The sequence below is a fragment of the Pseudomonas sp. Au-Pse12 genome (assembly GCF_021341665.1).
Classification (GTDB): domain Bacteria; phylum Pseudomonadota; class Gammaproteobacteria; order Pseudomonadales; family Pseudomonadaceae; genus Aquipseudomonas.
This window is the reverse complement of sequence record NZ_JAJTTH010000001.1, coordinates 265,452-287,976: the sequence shown is the minus strand read 5'-3', so window position 1 is coordinate 287,976 and position 22,525 is coordinate 265,452. Positions and strand designations below refer to the sequence as shown.

Sequence of the window (22,525 nt, the reverse complement as noted above, 5' to 3'; positions counted from 1 at the left end):
CCATTGAGCATTCACGTCAAGCTGCACCTGGGCTACCACGACTTCACCCTGGACCTCGACCTGCAATTGCCCGGACGCGGCGTGACCGCGCTGTACGGGCACTCCGGTTCGGGCAAGACCACCTGCCTGCGCTGCATCGCCGGCCTGGAAAAGGCCGGCCGCGGACGGATCCAGATCAACGACGAAATCTGGCAGGACAGCCCGCGCAAGCTGTTCGTCCCACCGCACAAGCGCTCCCTGGGCTATGTGTTCCAGGAGGCCAGCCTGTTCGCGCATCTGTCCGTACAGGCCAACCTGGAGTTCGGCCTGCGACGCATTGCCAAGGCGCAGCGCCGGGTGGACATGGCCCAGGCCACCGAGCTGCTGGGCATCGGCCATCTGCTGCAGCGCCACCCGCAGCATCTTTCAGGCGGCGAACGCCAGCGCATCGGCATCGCCCGCGCCCTGCTCACCAGCCCGCGGCTGCTGCTGATGGACGAACCCCTGGCGGCCCTGGATTCGAAACGCAAAAGCGAGATCCTGCCGTACCTGGAGCGTCTGCACGACGAGCTGGATATCCCGGTGTTGTACGTCAGCCACTCCCAGGATGAAGTGGCGCGGCTGGCCGACCACATCGTCCTGCTCAGCGATGGTCGGGCCCTGGCCAGCGGCCCGGTGGGCGAGACCCTGGCCCGCCTGGACCTGCCGCTGGCCCTGGGCGACGACGCAGGCGTGGTGATCGAAGGCCGGGTCAGCCAATACGACCCGGTCTATCAACTGCTGACCCTGCAACTGCCCGGCAGCCTGCTGAACATGCGCGTGGCCCATCACCCCCTGGCGCCGGGCAAAGCCCTGCGCTTCAAGGTCCAGGCCCGGGACGTCAGCCTGAGTCTGGAGGACAGCGGGCACAGCAGCATCCTCAACCGCCTGCCGGTGACGGTGCGCGACGAGATTCCGGCGGACAACGCCGCTCATGTGCTGGTGCGCCTGGACGCGGCCGGCAGCCCGTTGCTGGCGCGCATTACCCGTTATTCCCGGGATCAACTGCAACTGCACCCCGGGCAGCAACTCTGGGCGCAGATCAAGGCGGTGGCGGTCCTGGCGTAGCCAACAAAGAAGAGCCTGCTGCCTCGATAAGCTTTCTGCGACGCCTGAAACAGGGTGGCAAGCAGCCTGAAAGCGGCCACCGGCGAATCAGCGCACTTGCCAGGCAGATAATTGCGCCGTTAGGCTACGCCCCTTCTTTCCCGTCCCAGGACGATTGCCGACGTGAACCACTAAGCCTTCCAAAAATGTATTCGCGATGAGCCCTGCAAGCGCTCATTGGCCTGTTGCCACATTTTCCGGAGGTGCTGATGACTCACGTCACCCGGCTGCCCGCACTGGTTTCCCTGAACCAGCTGACCTACCAATTCGCCAATGGCGAAACCCTGCTCGATGCCCTGAACCTGAGTTTCGATCGCCAGCCCACGGCCATCGTCGGGCGCAATGGCGTGGGCAAATCCCTGCTGCTGCGCCTGATCGCCGGCGAGCTGCAACCCTCTTCCGGCAGCATCTGCCACAGCGCCAGGCTGGCCTATGTGCCCCAGGACCCGCAGGTGCAGCCAGGCCAGAGCGTGGCCCAGGTCGCCGGCCTCGCCCAGACCTTGTGCGCCCTGGAGCGCCTGGCCGCCGGCACCGCCAGCCTCGAAGACCTGCACGAGGTGGATGACCGCTGGGACCTGGCGCAGCGCCTGCGCCAGGCCCTGGACGACGCCGGCCTGGAGCAGGTGGCGCCAGAGCACCCGGCGGCCACGTTGAGCGGCGGGCAACTGGCTCGCGTGGTGCTGATCGGCGCCCTGCTGAGCAACGCCGACCTGTTGCTGCTCGACGAGCCAAGCAACCACCTGGACCGCCACGGCCGCCACTGGCTGACCGAGCAACTGCAAGGCTGGCGCGGTGGCCTGATCCTGGTCAGCCATGACCGCCAACTGCTGATGCAGGTGCAACACATCGTCGAGCTCGGCCCCCTGGGCGCCCAGGTCTACGGCGGCAACTACGCCTTGTACCAGGCGCAGCGCCAGGCCCACGACGAGGCGGCCCAGGCCGCGCTGGAACATGCCCGCACCCAGCGCAGCCGCGAACAAAAGCGCCTGCAACGCGAACATGACACCATCCAGCGCCACGCCGCGGCATCCCGCCGCTACGCCAAGACCGCCAACGTCTCCGGCTTCGAGCGGGCCAAGCTGCTCGGCGCCGCGCGCGACATCATGGGCCAGGTGCGCCATGCCCATCAGGGGCACAAGAGCGCCCTCGACGAGCAGGTGCGCGATGCCTATGCCCGGGTCGGCCCGCAGCAACCGACCCTGCTCACCCTGCCCGCCACCACCCTGCAAGCCGGCCAGCCGGTGTTCAACCTGCGGCAGGCGCAACTGCCCTGGCTCGACCCTCGGGCCCCGGCGAGCGTGCTGACCTGCAACGTCAACGGCCCGGCGCGCATCGCCCTGGTGGGCCCCAACGGCTGCGGCAAGTCGACGTTGCTCAAGCTGCTGGCCGGCCAGTTGCAGCCTCTGAGCGGCGAGTGCCAGGTGAGCGTGGCCAGCGCCTACCTGGACCAGCACCTGCTGCAGCTCGACCCCCTGCGCTCGCTGCTTGAGCAACTGGGCACCACCGCCACGCCACTGGAGGAAAGCGCCCTGCGGACCCGGCTGGCGCGCCTGCAACTGGACGCCCGACGAGTGCTGCAACCTTGCGCGCAACTGAGTGGCGGCGAGCGCTTGAAAGCCGCCCTGGCCCTGGCGCTGTGGGGAGGCCGCCCGGCCCGCCTGCTGTTGCTCGATGAGCCCACCAATCACCTGGACCTGGAGTCGGTACAGGCCTTCGAATGTGCCCTGCGAGACTTTCCCGGCGCCCTGGTGGTGGCCTCTCACGACCAGGACTTTATCCAGGCCCTGGCGCCAACCCACGAGTGGCAATGGTCAGCATCGGGCTGGCACCTGAGGGCGCAGCAACAATGAAACAGAGGTTTACAACCGAGGCCCTGCGCGACGGCAACTTCGTGCTAAATTCGCGCCCTCTTAATCCTTGGACAGGGAGTGTCAAACCATGCAGCTCGGATACACCATCATCTACGTGCCCGATGTCGAAAGTTCCTTGTGTTTCTTCGAACAGGCCTTCGGTTTCAAACGGCGCTTTCTCCACGAATCCGGCACCTATGGCGAGCTGGAAACCGGCAGCACCACCCTGGCCTTTGCCGATCACGGGCTGGCAGAGATGAATTTCCAGGGGGGCCACATCGCCGCTCATTCCTCGCCCAAGCCGCTGGGCATGGAGCTGGGGCTGGTCACCCGCGATGTGCACGCCGCCCATGCCCGGGCCCTGGAACAGGGCGCCCGGGAACTGGCCGCCCCCACTAGCAAACCCTGGGGGCAGACGGTGTCCTATGTGCGCTGCCCGGACGGCACCCTGGTGGAGCTGTGCAGCCCGATCGCACCTTGAGCGCCTGATTGGATTGAAAGCCGGATTGAAGGCGGGATTGAAAGCTACTTGAGCTTGACTGCGGTGCCGGTGGCGAAGACCACCACCATGCCGCCGCGGCCCGCGGGCATGCTGATCTCGAAATCCACGCCGACCACCGCGTCGGCGTTGCACTGCCGAGCGCGCTCCTTGATTTCGTCGGTGGCCTGGATCCGTGCTTCCTTCAACGCGCGCTCCAGGGTCTGGGAGCGGCCGCCAAAAAAGTCGCGCATGCCGGCGAACAGGTCGCGAACCACGTTGATGCCGTGGACGGATTCAGCGCTGACGATATCCAGGTAGCTGGCAATTTCCCGGCCTTCGATATGCGCGGTGGTGGTGACAATCATGTGTTTCTCCCTTGAACGAACCACCGGCCCCGGCACGCCGGGGCGGCAAAACCGCGGATGGTAACAGAGCTCCGGCCAGGCCCCGCCACAAACGTCAGCCCCGCTCGATGGCGGGGCTGTGGGTCAGGGTTTCAAGGGACGCTCTTCATCCAGTTCCGACAGGCTTTTGCCATCGTCTGGATGCTTCCAGGTCTGCGGAGGCGGCTCCTTGTGTTCAACCTCGTACTGCGCCGTCTCGTCGCTGCGTTCCCGCTCGTAAGGGCGTTGCTGTTGTGTTGCCATGCCCACCTCTCTTCCTGAAGGGATTTTTGACTCGCTGATTCAGGTTAGAACAGATCCGGCGGCAGCCCGGGGTTTGCCGACAAAACAACGAGCCTCTGCTCGTCAATGCCTGAAGGCGCCCCTAACCACCCGCGCCGAGCTCGGATCGCATAGCTGCGGGCCCTACCGGGCCGGGGCTGAAGCGAAAACCACACCCATGCACCGGCGCAACGCTGGATGGCGCAAGCTCGAGGCCCGGGTGGAAGATGAAACTTGTTTCACCCAGGCACACAAAAACGCTGTGTATAGTCGCCTCGCTCATTCAAGCAACTACGTTCGCCCGCCTCCCCGCGGGCTTTTTTTTGCCTGGAGCAAAAGCCGACACCGGGCGTTCAGTCCTGGTCGAGCTCCTGGCAGTCCTTGAGCAAGACCTGCTCCGTGGCGGTGTGGTCAGCCTCGAGGAACGACAGCACGCCACCCTTGCCCTTGGTGTGCCAACGAAAGCTGTTCTGCTCGTCATCCGCCACGTACAGCGCTCCAGAGGCCGCACGCGCAATGTGCATGGGAATCAGCTGTTCCTTGTAATACAGCGTGGCGAACGAGGAACCGTTGTCGATGTTCAGGTAGGACGCATCGATACGCACGTTGCCCTCGCACTGGTAGCGGGCCACCTGGCTCTGGTAGGCCGGCTCGGCAACCCTGGGCTCGGCCGCCTGCGCCAGCACGGGCAGGCTCGCAGCCAACGCCGCGGCGCAGAGCGTTGCAAGATCAATTCTCATGGTGTTTCCCCAGTCGCTCAAAGATGCCCCATGGGACTGGCAGGGGCATGTTTAGTTCAGGTAGGGAGTGGCCTGGGCCTGCTCCTCGCGCCGATCGCGGGGCATCAGGGCCAGGTAGTCGGCCAGCGAGTCCTCGGCCAGCGGCTTGATCATGATCCGCACCCGGTGCCGCAAGCGGCCCAGTTCGATGCCGTCACGGGTACGCACCTCGGCATAACCGCAGGCGCTCCAGAAACCCTGCGCCCGAGCATTGCCTTCGACCACGCTCAAGCGCAGCCAGCGCGCGCCCTGGCCCGCGGCCCAGCACTCCAGTTCCCGGTGCAGTTGCCGGGCGATGGGGCCGCCGTGACAAGCCGTCGCCAGCATGAACAAACCGATATGCCAGACACCCGGCGCCAGCAGGTCACTGACGACACCGACAAAAGCCCGCAAGCGGCCCTCGCCGTCGAAGTAGCCCATCTTCCATTTGTAGGTGTAGGACCAGTCGGCTGGCAGCGCATCATCGATCTCATCGCGCGCTTCATCCGGTTGCGGCGCGCAACCGTGGACGATGTGGAAATACTCCGGGTTCTCGACAAAGAAACGCTGCAACAACTCAACGTCATCCAAGGTGATTTCCCTGGGCACAAGCCCGGTTGCAGACTGCGGCAGTCGCCTTGATTGCATGGTATGGCGCCCCTTGGCAATGGTGGACCGAACGTTCGGCCGCCGATCCTAGCGCTCGCCAGGGCTTTGGCGACAGGGCTCATTTGTTGGAAAAATGTGCGCTGCCGGCGAACCGTTCCCACCGGGCTGCGCAACCCGATGCTTTGTTATGATCGGACCTCGCCGGACCCGATCAAGCTGATCCAGGCCCGGGGCAGCGTTGATGCCCTGCTCCTTGCGCCTTGCCACAGATACCGAGTAACCGCCATGGCCATGACACTCTTTTTCAACGGTCAAACCGAAACCGTTGCATCGCAGGAGAAACTGCGCGAGACCCTGGGACGCCTCGATGCAGTCCCCCAATTCGAGTTATGGCTCTGCGTCGAAGACGGGCCAAGCCTGTGCATGCTGCGAAACACTGAACACGCCTGGCTGATGTACCTGCGCCATGAAGGCGACAGTGGCTTTACGTCACTGGGTGACCCTGATCGATTGGGCGACCAGGCCTACCTGCTGAGCAACGGTCAACAAGACCAGTATCCAGCCGCCTGGTGCATCGACATCGCGAAATGCTACGAGGCGCTCGTGCACTTCTACCGCAATGACGGCGCGCAAGCGGGCTGGATCCACTGGCTTGAAAGTTGATCCACCGGCAAACGTCGATCACCTTCAGTCGGCACGGAACCCAAGCCCCCAAAGCCCTTAGGAAATTTCCACCCTGCCTGCCGGAACTGACTGAGAGCCTTTATTGTTGAGTTCGACGAGTATCGACATCCATTCTCGCCTCGACAGTAGATGAAGTTAATGTCAGTTTCCGAGCGCACTTACACTGTGCAACAGAGCAAGAGCAATCGCTCATTCACCCTTTCAAGCGGGTTGTTTTTTTTAGGATTGACTGCGCTGCTACTTAGCTGCGCCCGAGCTTATGCCTTCGAATACCCCGTCACTACGAATCTTGACTACTACGGAGTGCCAGGCGCCGGCTCGGTTATAACAACCGTACAAAAGAGGACAATGTCGAATCAATCAGACAGTACTTGGGTGCCTGCTGGCTACATCATGCAACCGGCCCAGTGGCTGGGTAATAACCCCTCGGTAATATACGCAGAGACTCCGTTCAACAACTGCACCTGGTACTGCATTCGATCATCGGGTGAATATTTGAAAAACTTCACTGATCGCTGGACCGAAGTAAGATGGTCATCCGATCTGGCAGTCAACCCGGCCACGGGCCCTATATGCTCTGGCGTCATTATTCGTGGAGACTCTGGAAGCGGTGTAGTTACTACGCTGTTCTATAAACCACCCACTTATCAGGGCAGTTGTGTCTACCCAAGAAATAGTTGCAGTTTCAACACCGCCTCAGCCACTTTGGATCATGGGTCACTGACCGAGGCCAATGCCAACAACCATCAAGCCTCTACCTCGCTACAAGTGGAGTGCACAGGCAGCGCCAATCTCAGATTCCTCCTTAAGAACGGCTATGACAGTCAGCGCATCTCTCTGAGCAACGGTGGAAAAAGCAAGATATCGGTTGGTGGCAGAGACATGGGCAAGTGGATCAACACTCCGAGTGGAAAAAGCACCTACACCCTAAGCGACACCTTGGAAATCAGCTCGGACGTCACGCCAGGCCCCTTTAGCGGCAATGCCATCTTGCAGATTTCGGTGGAGTGAAGCCAGCCGTCAGGTCACGACCTCAATAACCCTGGCATTGCCCTTGGCAAAATCATCGACTTTTGGCAATCACGCCCGTCATGTATTGATTCAAGTCGCGAAAATCGACAACGCTCCATGAGTGCGGTGCCAACTTCACGCCATTCTCTTTCAGCGTTCTGGGAATCAAGTCACCATTGGGGCGAAGTATGACTGACGACACAATAACGCCCGGATAGTCACTCAAGCGTTTTTTAAAAGCGGAGGTTGTCAGGTCAGGTGTAGGGGGATTACTTTTTCTAGCCAATGGCCCTGTCCCCTTGATGTCGGCTCCATGGCACATGGCGCATCGCTGTACATAAAGGTTCTTGCCATTGGCATTCTCCGCGCCGGATAACGATGTTTGAACCAGCGCCAGAAAACCCAGCGAAGCGATGAGCAATACTTTTATTTTCATTCTTAGTCCTATGAAAAAAACCCGAGCAGAGAGCCGCCCCTCCGGCGTGGCCACTGCGACCGCCAAACTTCGATAACACCTGAAGCGGCCAACTAGCTTGTCAGTGCAGGAAAGCAACATCAAGCCACTTTTCCCGCTCTAGACGCTCATCGTTCCGGCGCTGTCTCCAGCGCGGAGTTGCGCACCACGGGTGAGTCTTGATCAGTGTTCTTGAGCCACTTGCGTATACGGCCACGCGCATTGGCATAGGGGGATGAAGTGTTGAATTGAATCATTCTTCCCTTGGTCCACTTGTCATACCAGGGCGCTCCGTAAAGCTCATCATCGGATCTGTCCAAAAGGGTTTCGACCAGACGATCTTTCGCCTTTGACAGCCGATCCAGCAGTTGCCGATAGTCGAGAGACTGATGCTCTTGGTAAAACTTCTGCGCCAGCAAACCCAGCTGGTTCCATTTGAAACCCGTCTCGGGAAAATCGACCTTCATGCCGTTGTCGTCCTGATCCAGCCACTTCAGCACCAGTTCATTCCAGCCAACAAGGTAGGACACCAGGTCGCAGGGGCTCATGAGCGTACCCGCGGCGTGACCTTCGAGCGTTTTGTCGCGGGCACACGCCGTCGGAACCCTGGACAGGTCGACCCACAACTTGTCGAAATTCACACCGATCGCGGTCAATAGCTCTGCTTTGGAGGTCGGAACGGGCATGGCAGCTTTCCTTGTCGTGTACCTGGCCATCCAACCACCTCTTCGCGTGATGGTTCTCAATGGCCGTGCCTGGGGGTGAAGCTCAATCGTGCACGCCTATCGACGTCTTGGATAGCCGGCGACGGTAGACCGCATAGGGCCCGAACCAGGCAATCGACGGCATCGCCAAACGCGGTTCAACCGTCCGTTTGACATTTATCAACGCTCCCCGCGCCCTTCTGGAAGAGATTAAGCGCTGTGGCAAGGGCGCTGAATCTGTAATCAGCTCGATCTGTTCTGGCGGCACGCGACAAGGTGTCCATCGGCCGCCTTCCATCCGCAGAGGAGTAGCGAAATGAGCAATTCCGTGAAGAAGATGCCGGTCACCAGCGAAGACAAATCCGGCCAGCATTCGATGACCTCAGACCTTTGGCGACCGCTGGAAAAGCTCCGCCAACAAGTTGATCACCTGTTTGAAGACTTCAATCGCGGTTCGGGGCTTTCCCCCTTTGGTCGTGGGCTGTTCGACGTCGAACCCTTCTGGCGCCGCGAACTGATCGGCCGCGGCATGCCGGCAGTGGACATCAGCGAGAAGGACAAAAGCTACGAGATCACGGCTGAACTGCCCGGCATGGACCAGAAGAACATAGAGATCAAGCTGTCCAACGGCAGCCTGATCATCAGGGGCGAAAAGAAAGACGACAAGGAAGAAAAAGCAACGGGCTATCACCTTAGCGAGCGTCACTACGGTTCCTTCGAACGAGTGTTCAGCCTGCCCAAGGGCGTCGACGTCGAGAAGATCGACGCGAGTTTCAGCAAAGGCGTCCTGAGCATCTCGCTGCCGAAAAAACCGGAGGCCATGAAGGCCGATAAAATCGTGCCGATCAAGGGCGAATAAGCTCCGGACCGGCGTGCCCCTTGCCGGGGAACCGGCAAGGGGTTTTATCTGCCTCGTCGGAGCCCGGCCTCAAGTTTCTAGTCCAGGCGAGTTCATCGCCCAGCTCATTTGCCTCAAAGTAGCGGACGGCGCCAGATCCCCCGGCCGCTGGAAGAGCCGGCACTCAGGCCGCACTGCGGTGGGTGAATGGCTATTGATCGGGCCCTGGCCTTGTCGAGGATGCGAGCGCATCCAGGTCGACGGCGTCACGGTACTCCGGCACCGACACCGACCAACCCAGCTCCAGGCTGATGCGGCGGCGCAACGTGTCCGCGGCGTTGGGCTCACCATGCACCACGTAGGTGTGTTTCGGAGCACGCTTGAAACCGCGCAGCCACTGGATGATTTCATCGGCATCGGCATGCGCGGACAAGGTCTGCATCGGCACGACTTCCGCGCGGATCGGCACCTCCTGACCATGGATGCGCACCGAAGGCGCCCCCGCGACAATCTGTGCGCCACGGGTACCGCCCGCCTGGAAACCGGGCATCAGCAGCGAGTTGACGGGGTTTGGCGCCAGTGCCTTGAGGTGGTGCAGCACCCGCCCACCGGTGGCCATGCCGCTGGCGGCGATGATCACTGCCGGAATGCGCTGGCGATCGAGGTCGATCGACTCCTGGGTCGAACGTACAAAGTGGGTGTTCTGGCACATGCCCTCGCACGCCTCCAGGGACAATCGGTGTTCACTGCGAAAACGCTGATACAGACGCGTGACATCGGTCGCCATCGGGCTGTTGAGATAGACCGGCAAATCGGGAATCGCGTGTTTCTGCTTCAAGCGATACAGGTGATACATCAGCAATTGAGCCCGGCCCACCGCAAAGGACGGCACCAGCGTAATGCCATGGCGCAGCGCCGTGCGATTGATCACGTCTGCCAGCTGTTGCTCCGGGTCCTGGTCAGGGTGCCGGCGATCACCGTAGGTCGATTCCACCAACAGGTAATCCGCCTGTTCAATGCCTTCGGGCGCCAACATCAGGGGATCGTTCGGCCTCCCCAGGTCGCCCGAACACACCAGCGTGACACCGTCGGCCACGACTTCAACGGTGGCGGCGCCAAGAATATGCCCGGCCCCGCGCAACAGGATGCTCAGGCCGGGAACAACCTCGACCCGATGATGCAGCTCCACCGGCTGCAACAGTTTCAATGCCTGTTCTGCGTCCTGCTCGGTGTAGAGCGGCAGCGCCGGGGCGTGCTTGGAGAAACCATGGCGATTGGCAAACCCGGCCTCCTCTTCCTGCAAACGACCACTGTCGAGCAGCAAGACCTTCACCAGCTCACAGGTCGCCGGCGTGGCATAGATCGGCCCTCGATAGCCATTGCGCACCAGGACCGGCAGGTAGCCGCTGTGGTCGAGATGGGCATGGGTCAGGACAATCGCGTCCAGATCGCGGATCGGCAACTGGAAGGGATCCCAGTTATGCAGGCGCAATTGCTTGTAGCCCTGAAACAGGCCGCAGTCGATCAGTACATGCCGGTCGCGGTGATCCAGCAGGTACTTACTGCCGGTCACCGTGCCTGCCGCCCCCAGAAAAGTGATGCGCATGGCCGCCTCCTGAGCGTTGATGAGAGTGCCATTGATCGCTCTTTTTACCTTGGCAGCGATTGATTTTTATCAACCCGCGGCGTGACGAGCCCTCCTTCAGTCGATAGCGGCAGGGGTTTGACGATCATCAGGCTGCACGGCGCGCGATTGAGCAGGTGCTCGACCGTGCTGCCGATGAAACCATCGCCCCCGTGCTGATGGGCCGCCCCCAGCACCAGCAGGTCGAACGCGTTCTGCCGGGCAAATAGCTCGATCACCTTGTGGGGCCTGCCGGCCAGTTGGTGCCGGCGCGTTTTCTCGATGCCATGGCGCTCGGCCAGCGCGTCGTAGGCCTCCTCCTGGGCATCGGTGATCGCGTCGCGCAAGCTGTGATCCAGGCTGAGGGTCGGCACACTCATCGGGCCCTCTCCCACCACCGACCAACTGCTGACATTCAGTACGTGCAGGGCCGCGCCGCAGGTGTTCGCCAAGGTCGTGGCGAGATCGAGAATGCGCTCGTTGAGCCCCTGGGTCAGTTCCTCCAGATGCGACAGGTCGAGGGCGGCGAGTATCTTCAGCGGCAGCGGGGTTCTGGCCTCGCTGACGAAATACAGGTGCGCCGGGCAGTCGCGCAACAACACCCAGTCCAGCGGGCGATGAAAGGCACGCTCCAGGGCCGGCACATGGTGGATGTCCTTGATCACCAGGTCGGCGCAGAAGTCGTTGATGTACTCAAGCATGTGCGCGGGCGTGGACTTGGCCCAGACCACCTCGGTAGTGACCTGCAGATGGCTGCATCGTTGAAAACGGGCCTGCTGCTCCAGCCACTGCCGATGCACCTGCAGGTAACCTTCACGCGCCTGCGCCATCGCCTCGGGGTCCAGCAACCCGGCCAGCGCCAGCGCCTGAACATAGTCGAACGCCACGATATGCAGCGATGCGCCCGAGGCCCTAGCCAGTGCGTAGGCGCGATCAAACGCGGGCGAGCGGGTCATTTCCGTGGGTGCAAGCAACAGAATGCGTTTGAGCTTGAGCATCACCTGGTTCCTCCGGGCAAGGCTGGACTGGCGCACAGGCCAGCCGGACGTCCCTGTGCAGGTTCAGTGCCGTGCCGACGACTTGCGGGTTGCCTTCTCCGCCATCCGCCGCGCGCTCATTGGCCCTCGATGATCACGGCTGAACAGCCATGGTCCGAGTATCTGGCGTTATCCGTTCGCGGCTCTGATCTTTATCAACTAATGGCGCACTTGTGAGTGGCGTTCATTGATGTCCGTGCCAACCCGCATTGTTGACATACCTCAACGACTGGGCGCCGCTCAAGCGTAGAAAAGAACCCACCCGGCCCTCCCCCGGAGACAGGCACATGCTGGCAGTCACGCTGATCAATACCCTGGTCGTGATCATCGCGGTGGTGATTCACTACGAGTGCCTGCTGCGCCTGAACGACTGGCTGCCTCGGCTGAAGGCCTGGAGCCGATTCAGGATCGTGGTCGGGGTGTTCGGCAGCCTGCTGGCCCATGCCATTGAAGTCTGGGCCTTCGCCCTGGCGTATTTCCTGATGTCGCGCTCGGACCAATGGGGCCGCCTGACGGGCTACTTCGACGGCTCGTTCATGGACTGCGTGTACTTTTCCTTCACGACGTACACCACCATCGGTTTCGGTGACATTGCCCCCGTGGGCAACCTCAAGTACCTGACCGGTCTCGAGGCCTTGACCGGCCTTGTACTGATCACCTGGACCGCGTCATTTCTGTTCCTGGAGATGCAGAAATACTGGCGCAGCCAGTAACCGCCCACGGGGCTTGGTGACGCGCTTTTCCTGAGCACCCGGCACAGGCGTGGGGCGCTGGCTGACAGCGCTCACCCGCGGCTGAGCCAGGGTTCTTTCCGCTGGTCGACTGCCCGATCGAATGCCGGGAAAAGCTCAGCATCTTCGCGCCCAGCACCTAAACTTCCACCACCATGAGTGGGAGCCGCGCTCCATGCCAGAAACCCAACCATTGCATTTTCGCCAGCTCAAATCGGCCTGCTCAAACTGCAGCGTACTGGAGCTGTGCCTGCCGATTGGCCTGTCTGAGCAGGAAGTCGAGCGCCTGGACACGCTCATCGTGCAGCGTTTCAAGGTCAAGAAAGGCGCCGCCCTTTATCGCGAAGGCGATCCGTTGCGCTCGCTGTACGCGGTGCGCCTGGGCTCCTTCAAGACCAATGTGCTGTCGATCGACGGTCGCGAGCAGGTCACCGGCTTTCAAATGGCGGGGGAAATGCTCGGTCTGGATGCGATCAGCAATGACCATCATGCGTGCAATGCCTTTGCCCTTGAGGACAGCGAGGTCTGCCCGATCCACTTTTCCAGCCTGGAAAAACTCGCGCAGCAATTGCCATCGCTGCAACACAACCTGAACAAGTTGCTGAGCCGGGAGATCGTCCGCGACCACGACATGCTGATGTTGCTGGGCAACATGAACTCGGATGAGCGACTGGCCGCTTTCCTGCTGAATCTGTCACAACGCTTGAACCAGCGCGGTTACTCGGCGCGAAACTTCGTGCTGAAAATGCGCCGCGAGGAAATCGGCTCCTATCTGGGCCTGCGCCTGGAAACCATCTGCCGGGGAATCGCCCACCTGCGCGATCAAGGGCTGGTGGAAGTATCCGGACGTGACGTCAAGATCCAGAACCTGGAAGGGCTCAAGCAACTGATCGCGGGTTGCCATCGCCCTTCTCATTGCTGAGTTGCGAACCGTTGGAGAACTGTTGTGCGTGCCATGGTCCTGCATACGCCCGGGCAGCCACTGCAATGCCAAGAGCGTCCGATCCCGACGCCCGGGGCCCGACAACTGTTGATCAAGGTCCTGGCCTGCGGCGTGTGCCGCACGGATCTGCACCTGCTCGACGGTGAGTTGCCCCAGGCCGTGCTGCCCCGTGTGCCCGGGCATGAAATCGTCGGTGAAGTCACCGCCGTGGGAGCCGATGTCGCGCCTGGGTGGACAGGTCGACGGGTCGGCGTGCCCTGGCTGGGCTGGACCTGTGGCGAGTGCACGTTCTGCCGTTCGGACCGCGAAAACCTCTGCGATCAGGCCCAGTTCACCGGCTGTCACCTGGACGGGGGCTACGCCGAATACACCGTCGCCGACCCGCGTTTCTGCTTCCCCATCCCGGACACGCTCAGCGACGTCCAGGCCGCGCCGCTGTTGTGCGCCGGGTTGATCGGCTTTCGTGCCTTGCGCATGGCCCAGGGTGCCCGGCACCTGGGGCTGTATGGCTTCGGCGCGGCGGCGCACCTGGCCATTCAGGTTGCCCGGGGGCGCCAGCAGCGGGTGTATGCCTTCACCCGCCCCGGTGATGACGAAGGCCAGGACTATGCCCGCCGCTTGGGGGCTGAATGGGCCGGACCTTCGGACCAGTTGCCCCCCCATGCACTGGACGCCAGCCTGATTTTCGCGCCCGTCGGCGCCCTGGTGCCCCTGGCGCTGTCCGCGACCGTCAAGGGTGGCTGCGTGATCTGCGCCGGGATCCACATGAGCGACATTCCGGCCTTCCCCTATCGACTGCTGTGGGGTGAGCGCAGCGTGCGTTCAGTGGCCAACCTGACCCGCCAGGACGGCGTCGCATTCTTTGCAGAACTGCAGCACACGCCCGTGCACTGTGACGTCACCTGTTTTGCCCTGGACCAGGCCAATCAGGCCCTGGCGTGTTTGCGCAGCGGCCAGTTCAACGGCGCCATCGTGCTTACCCCCTGAGTTGCTGCCGCACGGCGAGGATGCTGCCCGGCACCGAGTACAGCGCCCGTTCGGTGTTGCTGCCGATCAGGCGGTCGATGCCGACACGATGCACCGTCCCCATCACGATCACATCCGCCTGATACTGTTCGACAAATTCACTGAGCACCGGAACCGGCGGGCCCATGACAAAGTGCCGGCGCTCCGGCGGCACTTCATGCCGGTCGGCCAGGTTGACGAAAGCCAGGTGCAACGACTCACGCAGTTCCTCGACCATGTCCACGCCCCAGCCGCCGCTGACCAGCGGTACATCGCCATTGAACGCGGCGCCAAGGTCGTAGGCGTAAAGCAGGTGCAGCGTCGCGTCACACTGCTGGGCCAGGGCGTCGGCGGCCTGAATGATGGTCTCGTTGAGACCGCTGATCTGCGTCGCGGGATCAAACGGGTCGACCGCCGCGACAACACGCTGGGGCAGGCTGTGGCGAACCTGATTGACCAGGTGCACGGGCACCGTGCATTCGCGCAGCAAGTGACAATCCAACGGGGTGACGAACACCCGCTTGAGCACCGGCTCCAGCGTGACGTCCTTGATCAGCAGGTCCGGTTTCAGATCCTCGACGGCCCGTAGAATGTCCAGCAGCGCATGCGTCGTGAACACCACCTCCACCGTCGCCTCGATGCCCAGGCCGCTCAGGCGCTGCTGCTCGTCATCCACCCAGCGACGATAGCGACGCAAATAGCGCTGGTAATGGGCGTCGTCGAGTTTTTCCTCCCACACATGCACCACCGGCACAGGCTCGGCGAACAGCCGTACATGCAGCAGCGCCTTGCATGCCTGTGCCAGCGCCACGGCACGAGACATTGCCGGCGACGGATGCAGGCTCGGCTCGGCAATCAGCAACACACGTTGGTATTGGCCCATCACACACCTCGGCTCGACCCGGCCGCCAAGTGCCGGTATGCCCAAGACTGCGCTTGTCGCTGCCCTCTGCGATTTGACTTAAATCAGAAACGCGCCAATCGGCGCGGCACATCGACGGTCTCTGATCCAGATCAGATTCAACCACCGCCAGCGGCGTAGAAAGGTCTCGATCGCGAGGCTCATCAGCGCTCGCCGACCTGACACAAGCCAATGGAGGATCACCCATGCTCACTGTCAAAGACCACAATGACCAGGCCGCTGCGGCCTACGCAGCGGTCTCCGGACGCTACTGGATCGAGGCCCTCAGGGACGGGCGCCATATCTTGATTCGCCCCTTGGCGGAAAAGGACCGCGAACGAGAATATGCCTTCATCAAGCGCCTCTCCCCCGAATCCCGGCACATGCGCTTTCTCGCCCAGGTATCCGAGCCCAGCACGGTGATGCTCGACCAATTGATGGACACCGACAATAAACAGCGCACGGCGTTTATCGCGCTGGTTCACGATAACGGCCAGCTGATCGAGATCGGCATCAGTCGTTATGCGGCGACGGGCGACCACCAGTGTGAGTGCGCGGTGACAGTGGCCGATGAATGGCAGCATCTGGGGTTGGGCACCTTACTGATGGAGCACCTGATCAAGGCCGCCCGCCACAACGGTTTCCGGCAGATGTATTCGGTCGACGCCTCCAGCAACGCCGCAATGCGTGACCTGGCCAAGGCCCTGGGTTTCGAAACCCACAATGATCCAGAGGACAGCCGCCAGGTCATCCACCGCCTTGGCTTGTAAAGAACGCCCCGCGGTGCTCCGGCCAACGGTTCAACGCGGGGCGTCCCTTGCTCATGAGTTCAACAGCCTGTCCGGCTTGATGGCATAGACACTACAAGGCGCCCGATGCAGAAGCTGCTCGGCGGTGGTGCCCAGGCGTTTATTCAAGCCCTTGTTCTGCACCGTCCCCATGACGATCACGTCCGCGTGATGTTCGGCGGCGAACTCACAGATCACCGGCACCGGCGCCCCCTCGATGAAGTGACGGCTCTGCGGTGCCACGCCATGACGCTCGGCCAGCGCGGAAAACGCCTCATGTTCGGCGCTGCCCAGCGCCTCATAGAGGCCTGTGGCCAAGGGCAACACGCCAATGCCCATGTCCTTCGCATACACCGCCACCCAGTCATAGACGTGCAACAACTGCACCGTGGCATCACACTGCTCGGCCAGCTTCACCGCGGTGTCGATGATCTGATCGTTGAACACCAGATCCTGCTCTTCACTGCGCAAGACGTCGACGATCGCCAGGACATGCCGCGGGCGAGGATGGCGGGCATTGGTCACCAGGTGCACGGGTACCGGGCAATCGCGCAGCAACTGCCAGTCCAGTGGTGTGAAAAACACCCGTTTCAGGGCCGATTCTTCCTGAGCATCCTTGATGATCAGTGCCAGCGATTGCTCATCGACGAAATGCAGGATTTCCTCATAAGGATGCTGCACCCACCGCACTTCACTGGAAACTTCGACCCCGTGCTTGCTCATCAGCGCTGCCTGCTCCTCGAGCCAGAGTCGATGGGCCTGCAGGTACCCTTCCCGGGCCGCATCGATCTGCTGCGGGGCGAACAATCCGGCAACCGCCAGCGCCTGCAGATAATCGAACGCGACGATGTGCAACGGCAATTGCATCGCCTGCGCCAGAGCGGTGGCACGGTCGAACGCCGGGGTGCGGGTCATGGCGGATGGGGCGATCAACAATAAACGCTGAGTCTGTGACATGGGACACCTCGGCACACGGCCATCAGGTTGAACTGGCCTTCAGATTGAGCGTTACGGCCCTGTCGTCGCTTGATCTTTGTCAGATTTGCCGTCGCTGTTGATGACGTGATGCCGGATAGGGTCCAAGACCTGCTCACCCCGGCAGACAGGCCGCCGTACCGGGCTCAATGCAGCAACGTGCCGCCCCACATGGCCAGCGTCAGCAACAGCTGCCCCGGAATGACATAGGCGGCGAAGCGCCTGCCGCCGCTGACCCAGGCCACCAGGCATTTGCTCAGGGCATTGCTGCTGACAGCGATCAGCGCCGGAGCGGCAATGGCGTCGAACGGCAACAGGCCGGCCTTGGCCAGGGAGGCGATGGAGGCCGTCGAGGAATGCGCATCGGCAAAACCGCTCAGGACCGAGGTCAACATCACCCCGACCTGGCCGAAATGGCTGAGCATTGCCGACGACACCAAGGTAATCGCGGTCATGGTCAGCGTGACGATCAAGGCCAGCTTGAGATCGAAGGCGCCACTGACCTTGATTGGCTCGTTCGCCCCCTGGGTCGGGGCGGGAAACATCAGGCACGCGCTGTACAACGTCGTGGCGCCAAGCCCGCAGGCCAAGGGCCCCCACATGCTGCGCAACAGGGCGGGGTCCACCAGCCCCAGAATCAGCCCGACCTGAATCAGCGTCGCCAGGTTGGACAGGATCGCGGCGGCGCTCAGGATGCGGATGTTGCCGGGCTCGCCGACAACACGATGCCCCATGCTGGCAATGGTCGCGGTACTGGAAGCGAAGCCGGACGCTATGGCGCTGATGGCGTAGCCGTAGCGGGTTCCCAGGGTGCGCACGGCGATATGGCCCGTGGCCCCCACCAGCATCAACAGCACGGTCAGGCTGCAAATGGTGCGCAGATTGATGGCGGCATAAGGCCCGATGTAACGGTCCGGCGCCAACGGCAGTACCACCAGCGCGGCAACCAACAGGATCAGGCCATCGCGCATTTCCGCCTCGCTCAACTGGCTGTTGGCGAAGTCATGAAGCTTTTCCCGATACGTCAGCAGCCCCGCCACCAGCACCCCCACCGCGACCGCCAGTTCAGGGCTGGACCCGCACAGCGCGCCCAGAACCAGCACCGTGAGCAGCGCCACTTCACTGGTGACACCGGGGTCGTCGCTCAGGCTGCGCCAATAGGCGACGGTCACCAAGGCTGTCAGACCAATTCCGAGCATCCCGACCAGCAACGCCCCACCCACCTGCATCGCCACATAGCCCAGCAGCGCGGTGATCGCGAAGGTGCGCAACCCGGCGCAGGCCCGGGTATCACCGCTGCCCTTGTGACGTTCACGCTCAAGGCCGATGAGCATGCCGATCCCCAATGCGGCTGCCGCCCCTGCCATGCCAAAGGTTTCATTCATGGTGGCTCCGGGTGAAGGTCAGAGGCCGTGCGCCAGGGGCATTGGCCGCGTGTCATTTGAGGCCAGCGGGTACTTGGCCAGGCGCTGGCGCAGCTGCACGCATAAGGCGCCCCGCCGCACCTGGCCACGCATGCGGCGCCGCGATTCGCGCCTTGAGCTGGCTCACGAACGCGTCCGCCTGTTCCTGGCTGTTGAAGTTCACTTCAAAGTCATCCATGTGCACAACCCAGTGATGGGGCACGCCTATCTCCGTGATTTCAATGTTCATGGACACCTCCGAGAAACGATAGACAACGCTGGCCCGCAAGGTTGATCTGCCGCCTCATCGCCCTAGTGCCCCCGGATACGTCCAGGCCGATGGTCGGCACGCGCCCTGCGCAGATCGTGCGCGGCCTTCGGCAGCGTCCCCAAGACTGCGCCGGACTGACGGCATGCCGCATTGATAATGCTCAACAATCCTTGAATGAACGCCGCTACCGAGCGTCTGCCGGCAGGCGCGCGCAGCGGCCGCTTTGACAAATATCAAACCCACGCCCGTTGGCCGCGCCAGGATAGACAAAGACCCCAGCGCCGGCCGCTGGAACGATTACCTACGGGAGATGGGTCATGCCTGCGCAATCTCGTTTCATGCTTGTCGTATCGTCGCTGATGAAAAACAGCCCGGCTTTCGAACGCGCCGCCCGCTTGGCCAAAGCGTCGGACGCAGCGTTGCACATCGTCGCATTCGATTACCTGGAGGGCCTGGCAACCGCAGGCCTGGTCAATGACCAAGCCCTGGAACAGATGCGCCTGGGCTACGTCGAGCGCCATCATCAATGGCTTGAGGATCAGGCTCGCCCCTTGCGCAAGCTCGGCGTGCCCGTCACCACTGAAGTGGTGTGGGTGGAAAGGCCGTTGCAGGAGATTCTCATCCATCTCAGGGAGCAACCCATGGCGGCCTTGATCAAGGCCCTGGAGCACGAATCGCTGCTGTCACGCCTGATGTTTACGCCACTGGACGTACACCTGCTGCGCGAATGCCCGGTGCCCCTGCACTTTGTCAGCCATGTGCAGCACGCCCTGCCGCGCAGAATCCTTGCCGCAGTCGACCCCTTCCATCGCAATCACCACTACAAGGACCTCAACGACAGAATTCTGCGTGACGCCGCCAGACTGGCCAGTACCTGCAACGCCGAACTCGACGTCATTTACGCGCATGACCTGTCCTCGATCAGTGCTTCTGAATTCGGCTTCAACAACGCCTCCGCGTTCTTCTCGTCAAACGCCGCCAAGGCGCTGTTCGATGCACAAGGCGAGGCGTTCCGTGATCTGGCGGAGCGCAATGACATCCCCGCGGAAAAACAGCACATGATCATGGGGGACCCAGCCAAAGTGCTTTGCAGCTATGCCGACGCCTACGACATCGACGTCATTGTCATGGGCCGCATCGCCCATCGTGGAATCGACCGGCTGGTCGGCAGCACCATCGAACAACTGCTGTACAAAATGCCCTGCAGTGTCTGGGTGGTCCCGCCTGAGGATCTCGCCCACTAAACCCGGCGGCCCACGCAGTACCCATCATCCGCCAGCCTGCCGTCGGCTCGGACGAAGGTCATGGGGAGCGCTACCGTCTTGTGATCGCCCAGCGCCGGGCGTCTTGTGTCAGCCCGGCCTGTTCCCTGCTATGGTGGCGCCCTTCAACTAGACGGCAGGAAGCAGTCGGGAATGGATTCAATGAGAACACTGTGCGTGATCGTGCTGGCATTGGCCTGCACGCAAGCGGTGGCGCACGAAAATAATGATCCCATTGAAAAAGCGATGTTTATCACGACCATTGTTCCCACCCTTATCGTGGGTGGAACCACTGCACTAACGGTCTATGGCCCTGCGAATATGAAATCGGCAAAGGCCGACGCGCTGGCGTTCATCGGCTCAGAGGGCGAAATCCGCGGCGCTCAATTTGAGCAAGCCGTTCGGTACTACCACTCGGCCTATGAGCAGCCGTACATGACTGATAAACAGCTGGCGCTGGCAATAGCCACTTCGTTCTGAAGGCTGAGGAAGGTGCAGACCAGGACCGGGACATGAAGCTGATCGAGCGACAAAGAGTGGCGCAATGGACGCGCTGCGTTCATTTGTCCAGATCCACTAGTTCATGCATCCGTTCGCCTAAGTGATAACTGCTTTTCTACATGACCACTGTACACTTCAAGCGTGGTATGCATTTCGAACTCCCCTTCCAAGGAGAAATCGCTATCACAGTAAAAGTTGCCCTGTATCAGGGTCACCCTGAACACATCTGGCCCGATTTGCTCGGCGAATAGCGGCTCTCTAAACACACTAGAAGGGCGGCGCCTATCCGATTGATGCTACGAACTCAGCAAAACTGCTGGCCGCCATAAGCACGCTCCCACTTGGGTCCACCTCGTCGAAGGTAACTATCGGCCATGGGGAAGCCCCTCTCAGATCGAACGCAAACAACTGTCCACCGCCATCGCCGCCAAAAACAAATAAGCCAGATGCAATCTCTGCAAACAGGCGTATCTGTGAAGCGTCCGAGGCTGTTTCAGCTGGGTCGAGACAAAAGTTGAAGAGAGGATCGGGAAGTGGTCCCTCACCGCCATTACTGAGTTCGAGCAATTGGTAGTACTCGAAAGGAAGATCTTGAGGCGCTGCAGCACGAAGCGCATCCAAAGCTTCGACAGAGGCTCCCTCGTTACCGATCCAGTTTGAATTGAGCTTCACAAAAAAGCGTCCTTGATCCGGCCTCATGCCGGCCATCCGTATACCCCAACCGAAACCAAATCGCCACCACCGATCACGGAGGGAGGCGCTTGTCTGAGGTAATCGCAATGCCAGTACTTCACAGCATCATCCACAAGATCGACAAGAAGCCAGACGGAAGCCAAGCATAAAAATATGCTCAACTAAGGTGGAGATATCGTCAGTACGGCTGGTCCGGAAAATTCACCAGGCTCAACGGATCCCTTGCTGAACAGTGTTGATTTGTAGTGGCCAAGGACAGGTTCTACGGCACAAACTCACCCAGGCTTTTACGAGCAGTTGGGACGGCGTACTCAAGCAGCTCTAAAGGAACATCCTGTTCGAACAGGGTTACTTCAAAACGCAGCGTTTCGTCATTCCTGAATACCTCAAAGACCATATCGTCGCCGCGCCAGCACTCAAGCCCTAAGCCGTCATGCCCTTTGGTTACGTGTGAGGCGGTAAAAAACTTGTATTCAACTCCGTGTACGACCACATCGCACCTCCCTATCTGAAGTGGCAACGATACCTGCTGCGCCGCTTCGAGGACACGGCCTGCAAGGAGTGCGGCGCTGTGTTCAAGCTGATTGACAAGTACAACGACCCGAACACCGAAACCACCAGCCATGACTACTGTACGGAGGCCTGCAAGCAGGCGGCGCGGTTTCGAGATGTTCAGGAGTTCCGCTTGGTTAACGAAGGCCGGGCACCAGCGGTTATCTACCAGGTCCGGCAGAAGTCCACTGGGCGTGTTTATGTCGGCCAAACCACCCAGCCGTTCACGCTGCGCTGGTGGCAGCACCTGAGCAACCCAACCAGCTGCAAGTTTCACTCAGCGCTGGGCAACACCGACATCACCGACTGGGAATTCTCAGTGATCGAGGTGATCGCCTATCCGGAGGCTTGTACCAATCGAGCGGCCTACATCACTCAGCGCGAAAGCCATTGGATCGAGGCCCTGTCGGCGGTAGAGGCCGGATTCAACACCATTCGCCCTGCTGGAGCGGTCGATCAAACCCAGGTTACGCTGCCTCTCGCAGACTTGGCCTGACCATCCGGCGCTACCGAAGTGCGTGGTCCAGGCGCCACTGGGCAAGCTCTTTCAATCGGTTATCAAATAGGGCCGAGAATCTTGACTGCAACACGTGCGACTCAACCGTCAGTTCAGGTCGATTCTCTGCAAGTAATCGCTTGAGACCCGTCTGGAAATCGCCT

General features: G+C 61.3%; 27 protein-coding genes. 13 read left to right on the top strand and 14 right to left on the bottom strand.

Going from position 1 to position 22,525, the window contains the following annotated elements:
• Nucleotides 1-3: 3 nt before the first annotated feature.
• The 3 genes from modC to LXM55_RS01250 all read left to right on the top strand — a co-directional run bounded on the left by modC (nucleotide 4) and on the right by LXM55_RS01250 (nucleotide 3,456).
• The gene (modC, locus tag LXM55_RS01260) at nucleotides 4-1,086 is read left to right on the top strand and encodes a molybdenum ABC transporter ATP-binding protein (RefSeq protein ID WP_233317839.1); all 1,083 of its coding nucleotides are present in this window, start codon (nucleotides 4-6) and stop codon (nucleotides 1,084-1,086) included.
• A gap of 248 nt (nucleotides 1,087-1,334) precedes the next feature.
• Nucleotides 1,335-2,975, top strand: coding sequence for an ABC-F family ATP-binding cassette domain-containing protein (locus tag LXM55_RS01255; protein ID WP_233317837.1), 1,641 nt, complete (start codon nucleotides 1,335-1,337; stop codon nucleotides 2,973-2,975).
• An 88-nt stretch (nucleotides 2,976-3,063) separates the two neighbouring features.
• Complete coding sequence (locus tag LXM55_RS01250; RefSeq protein ID WP_233317835.1) at nucleotides 3,064-3,456, top strand: VOC family protein; 393 nt, start codon at nucleotides 3,064-3,066, stop codon at nucleotides 3,454-3,456.
• 44 nt (nucleotides 3,457-3,500) lie between these two features.
• Here the strand turns inward: LXM55_RS01250 and LXM55_RS01245 are convergent, their stop codons facing one another.
• The 4 genes from LXM55_RS01245 to LXM55_RS01230 form a co-directional block, all read right to left on the bottom strand.
• Nucleotides 3,501-3,821, bottom strand: coding sequence for a YbjQ family protein (locus tag LXM55_RS01245; RefSeq protein WP_233317834.1), 321 nt, complete (start codon nucleotides 3,819-3,821; stop codon nucleotides 3,501-3,503).
• 123 nt (nucleotides 3,822-3,944) lie between these two features.
• Nucleotides 3,945-4,103, bottom strand: a complete 159-nt coding sequence (locus LXM55_RS01240) for a hypothetical protein (protein ID WP_233317832.1) — start codon at nucleotides 4,101-4,103, stop codon at nucleotides 3,945-3,947.
• Nucleotides 4,104-4,474: 371 nt separating this feature from the next.
• On the bottom strand, nucleotides 4,475-4,861 hold the full coding sequence (locus LXM55_RS01235) for an MliC family protein (protein ID WP_233317830.1): 387 nt from the start codon (nucleotides 4,859-4,861) through the stop codon (nucleotides 4,475-4,477).
• A 51-nt stretch (nucleotides 4,862-4,912) separates the two neighbouring features.
• Entirely contained in the window at nucleotides 4,913-5,470 is a 558-nt protein-coding gene (locus tag LXM55_RS01230; protein ID WP_233317827.1) for a GNAT family N-acetyltransferase, read from the bottom strand.
• A 303-nt stretch (nucleotides 5,471-5,773) separates the two neighbouring features.
• Here LXM55_RS01230 and LXM55_RS01225 point away from each other — a divergent pair, with 303 nt between their 5' ends.
• Both LXM55_RS01225 and LXM55_RS01220 read left to right on the top strand, forming a co-directional pair.
• A complete protein-coding gene (locus tag LXM55_RS01225; RefSeq protein WP_233317825.1) occupies nucleotides 5,774-6,151 on the top strand; it encodes an Imm1 family immunity protein in 378 nt (125 codons plus the stop codon).
• Between the two features lie 159 nt (nucleotides 6,152-6,310).
• A complete protein-coding gene (locus LXM55_RS01220; protein WP_233317823.1) occupies nucleotides 6,311-7,183 on the top strand; it encodes an MrpH family fimbial adhesin in 873 nt (290 codons plus the stop codon).
• 52 nt (nucleotides 7,184-7,235) lie between these two features.
• Here the strand turns inward: LXM55_RS01220 and LXM55_RS01215 are convergent, their stop codons facing one another.
• Both LXM55_RS01215 and LXM55_RS01210 read right to left on the bottom strand, forming a co-directional pair.
• Entirely contained in the window at nucleotides 7,236-7,619 is a 384-nt protein-coding gene (locus LXM55_RS01215) for a c-type cytochrome (RefSeq protein WP_233317822.1), read from the bottom strand.
• A 146-nt stretch (nucleotides 7,620-7,765) separates the two neighbouring features.
• Nucleotides 7,766-8,323: a ClbS/DfsB family four-helix bundle protein gene (locus LXM55_RS01210; RefSeq protein WP_233317820.1), complete on the bottom strand. Its 558-nt coding sequence runs from the start codon at nucleotides 8,321-8,323 to the stop codon at nucleotides 7,766-7,768.
• A 334-nt stretch (nucleotides 8,324-8,657) separates the two neighbouring features.
• Between LXM55_RS01210 and LXM55_RS01205 the strand changes: the two genes are divergently transcribed.
• Complete coding sequence (locus LXM55_RS01205) at nucleotides 8,658-9,200, top strand: Hsp20/alpha crystallin family protein (RefSeq protein ID WP_233317818.1); 543 nt, start codon at nucleotides 8,658-8,660, stop codon at nucleotides 9,198-9,200.
• 190 nt (nucleotides 9,201-9,390) lie between these two features.
• Here the strand turns inward: LXM55_RS01205 and LXM55_RS01200 are convergent, their stop codons facing one another.
• Both LXM55_RS01200 and LXM55_RS01195 read right to left on the bottom strand, forming a co-directional pair.
• Nucleotides 9,391-10,785 carry an MBL fold metallo-hydrolase RNA specificity domain-containing protein gene (locus tag LXM55_RS01200; protein ID WP_233317816.1) on the bottom strand — a complete coding sequence of 465 codons (1,395 nt, stop codon included), beginning with the start codon at nucleotides 10,783-10,785 and terminating at the stop codon, nucleotides 9,391-9,393.
• A 44-nt stretch (nucleotides 10,786-10,829) separates the two neighbouring features.
• Entirely contained in the window at nucleotides 10,830-11,801 is a 972-nt protein-coding gene (locus LXM55_RS01195) for a universal stress protein (RefSeq protein WP_233317813.1), read from the bottom strand.
• Between the two features lie 326 nt (nucleotides 11,802-12,127).
• Here LXM55_RS01195 and LXM55_RS01190 point away from each other — a divergent pair, with 326 nt between their 5' ends.
• The 3 genes from LXM55_RS01190 (at nucleotide 12,128) to LXM55_RS01180 (ending at nucleotide 14,501) form a co-directional block, all read left to right on the top strand.
• On the top strand, nucleotides 12,128-12,553 hold the full coding sequence (locus LXM55_RS01190; RefSeq protein ID WP_233317812.1) for a potassium channel family protein: 426 nt from the start codon (nucleotides 12,128-12,130) through the stop codon (nucleotides 12,551-12,553).
• Between the two features lie 193 nt (nucleotides 12,554-12,746).
• Nucleotides 12,747-13,493, top strand: coding sequence for a fumarate/nitrate reduction transcriptional regulator Fnr (gene fnr / locus LXM55_RS01185; protein ID WP_233317809.1), 747 nt, complete (start codon nucleotides 12,747-12,749; stop codon nucleotides 13,491-13,493).
• Between the two features lie 24 nt (nucleotides 13,494-13,517).
• Nucleotides 13,518-14,501, top strand: coding sequence for a zinc-dependent alcohol dehydrogenase family protein (locus tag LXM55_RS01180; RefSeq protein ID WP_233317807.1), 984 nt, complete (start codon nucleotides 13,518-13,520; stop codon nucleotides 14,499-14,501).
• Here LXM55_RS01180 and LXM55_RS01175 read toward each other — a convergent pair.
• On the bottom strand, nucleotides 14,491-15,402 hold the full coding sequence (locus LXM55_RS01175; protein WP_233317805.1) for a universal stress protein: 912 nt from the start codon (nucleotides 15,400-15,402) through the stop codon (nucleotides 14,491-14,493). The genes LXM55_RS01180 and LXM55_RS01175 overlap by 11 nt on opposite strands.
• A 224-nt stretch (nucleotides 15,403-15,626) precedes the next feature.
• Here LXM55_RS01175 and LXM55_RS01170 point away from each other — a divergent pair, with 224 nt between their 5' ends.
• Complete coding sequence (locus LXM55_RS01170; protein WP_233317803.1) at nucleotides 15,627-16,190, top strand: GNAT family N-acetyltransferase; 564 nt, start codon at nucleotides 15,627-15,629, stop codon at nucleotides 16,188-16,190.
• A gap of 51 nt (nucleotides 16,191-16,241) precedes the next feature.
• Here LXM55_RS01170 and LXM55_RS01165 read toward each other — a convergent pair whose 3' ends face one another.
• The 3 genes from LXM55_RS01165 to LXM55_RS01155 form a co-directional block, all read right to left on the bottom strand.
• Entirely contained in the window at nucleotides 16,242-17,165 is a 924-nt protein-coding gene (locus LXM55_RS01165; RefSeq protein ID WP_233317802.1) for a universal stress protein, read from the bottom strand.
• A gap of 164 nt (nucleotides 17,166-17,329) precedes the next feature.
• Nucleotides 17,330-18,568 carry an MgtC/SapB family protein gene (locus LXM55_RS01160; protein WP_233317800.1) on the bottom strand — a complete coding sequence of 413 codons (1,239 nt, stop codon included), beginning with the start codon at nucleotides 18,566-18,568 and terminating at the stop codon, nucleotides 17,330-17,332.
• A gap of 52 nt (nucleotides 18,569-18,620) precedes the next feature.
• Nucleotides 18,621-18,836 (bottom strand): hypothetical protein, encoded by a 216-nt coding sequence (locus LXM55_RS01155; protein ID WP_233317798.1) that lies wholly within the window; start codon nucleotides 18,834-18,836, stop codon nucleotides 18,621-18,623.
• Nucleotides 18,837-19,174: 338 nt separating this feature from the next.
• Between LXM55_RS01155 and LXM55_RS01150 the strand changes: the two genes are divergently transcribed.
• Together LXM55_RS01150 and LXM55_RS01145 are read left to right on the top strand one after the other, a co-directional pair.
• The gene (locus tag LXM55_RS01150; RefSeq protein WP_233317797.1) at nucleotides 19,175-20,101 is read left to right on the top strand and encodes a universal stress protein; all 927 of its coding nucleotides are present in this window, start codon (nucleotides 19,175-19,177) and stop codon (nucleotides 20,099-20,101) included.
• A gap of 171 nt (nucleotides 20,102-20,272) precedes the next feature.
• Nucleotides 20,273-20,599: a DUF2388 domain-containing protein gene (locus LXM55_RS01145; protein ID WP_233317795.1), complete on the top strand. Its 327-nt coding sequence runs from the start codon at nucleotides 20,273-20,275 to the stop codon at nucleotides 20,597-20,599.
• A 303-nt stretch (nucleotides 20,600-20,902) separates the two neighbouring features.
• On the opposite strand, the gene LXM55_RS01140 is transcribed toward LXM55_RS01145, so the two are convergent.
• Entirely contained in the window at nucleotides 20,903-21,319 is a 417-nt protein-coding gene (locus tag LXM55_RS01140) for an SMI1/KNR4 family protein (RefSeq protein ID WP_233317793.1), read from the bottom strand.
• 256 nt (nucleotides 21,320-21,575) lie between these two features.
• Nucleotides 21,576-21,806 (bottom strand): hypothetical protein, encoded by a 231-nt coding sequence (locus LXM55_RS01135; RefSeq protein ID WP_233317792.1) that lies wholly within the window; start codon nucleotides 21,804-21,806, stop codon nucleotides 21,576-21,578.
• On the opposite strand from LXM55_RS01135, the gene LXM55_RS32485 reads away from it, so the two are divergent.
• Nucleotides 21,795-22,361: a GIY-YIG nuclease family protein gene (locus LXM55_RS32485; protein ID WP_233317790.1), complete on the top strand. Its 567-nt coding sequence runs from the start codon at nucleotides 21,795-21,797 to the stop codon at nucleotides 22,359-22,361. The two genes, LXM55_RS01135 and LXM55_RS32485, sit on opposite strands and share 12 nt — an antisense overlap.
• Nucleotides 22,362-22,525 lie beyond the last annotated feature (164 nt).